The 1,195-nt window shown below is 67.1% G+C and carries 2 protein-coding genes; both read right to left on the bottom strand.

Annotation, left to right across the window (positions count from 1 at the left end):
- Nucleotides 1-719, bottom strand: a 719-nt coding sequence (locus AC1DOC_RS34375) for an ABC transporter ATP-binding protein (protein ID WP_478131668.1), incomplete at its 3' end; no start/stop codon positions are given.
- Nucleotides 720-738: 19 nt separating this feature from the next.
- Nucleotides 739-1,195, bottom strand: a 457-nt coding sequence (locus AC1DOC_RS34370; RefSeq protein WP_478131667.1) for a branched-chain amino acid ABC transporter permease, incomplete at its 5' end; no start/stop codon positions are given.

Genomic DNA, 1,195 nt, shown 5'->3' with positions numbered 1-1,195 from the left:
TCGTAGGGCGTGCCTTCGGCGATCTGCTTGCCGTAGTCGAGCACGGTGACGCGGTCGCACAGGCCCATGATGAGCTTGACGTCGTGTTCGATGATGAGAATGGTGCGGTCGTCCTTGCGGATGCGGTCGATCAGCTCGCGCAGCAGCACCTTCTCGGTGGAGTTCATGCCGGCGGCGGGCTCGTCGAGCGCGATGAGCTGCGGGTCGGTGGCCAGTGCGCGCGCAATCTCGAGCCGGCGCTGGTCGCCGTACGACAGCGTGCGTGCCTTGTAGTCGGCGAACTTGCCGATGCCCACGTACTCGAGCAGCTCGTGCGCGCGGTCGGCGATGGCTTTTTCCTCGGCCTTGAAGCTGCCGGTGCGCAGCATCGCGCCGAACACGCCCGAATGCGTGCGGATGTGCCGCCCCACCATGACGTTCTCGAGCGCCGTCATTTCGGAGAACAGGCGGATGTTCTGGAAGGTGCGCGCAATGCCGGCCTTGGCCACTTCGTGCACGGCCGTGGGCTGGTAGGGCTTGCCGGCCAGCTCGAAGCTGCCACTGTCGGGCGTGTAGAGCCCGGTGATCACGTTGAAGAAGGTGGTCTTCCCGGCGCCGTTGGGGCCGATGAGGCCATAGACCTGGCCGCGCTTGATGGTGATGCCGACGTCGGAAAGCGCCTGCAGGCCGCCGAAGCGCTTGGAGATGCCGCGAACGTCGAGGATGGTGTCTGTCGTCATGTTGATTTTCTCCTTGGGCTCACGGATTGATCGACATGGGGCGCGAGGCCGCACCCGGCAGTTCGTCGGCCGGCGTCTCGATGCCCGGCGCATGGGTCTGCAGCGACCCCGGCGCCACCGGTGCGCCGGGGGCAGCGGCCCCCTTGCGCTGCAATGTCTTGCCGTGCTCGGGCGAAGGCCAGAGGCCGCGCGGACGCACCAGCATGATGATGATCATGGCCAGCGCAATGAAGAGCTGGCGCAGGATGGACGCGTCGAGGCGGCCGTCGGTCATGGCCTGCAGCGGGCCGGCCACATAGCGCAGCACCTCGGGCAGCGCAGCCAGCAGCACGGCGCCGAGGATCACGCCCGGCAGGTGGCCGATGCCGCCCAGCACCACCATGGCAACGATCATCACCGACTCCATGAGGCTGAACGACTCCGGCGAGACAAAACCCTGGAAGGCCGCGAACATGGCGCCCGACACGCCGCCGAAG

Source organism: Variovorax sp. 01T439_2 (assembly GCF_056398445.1).
The sequence above is the reverse complement of the archived record's forward strand: the minus strand, read 5'-3'. Positions and strand labels throughout refer to the sequence as shown.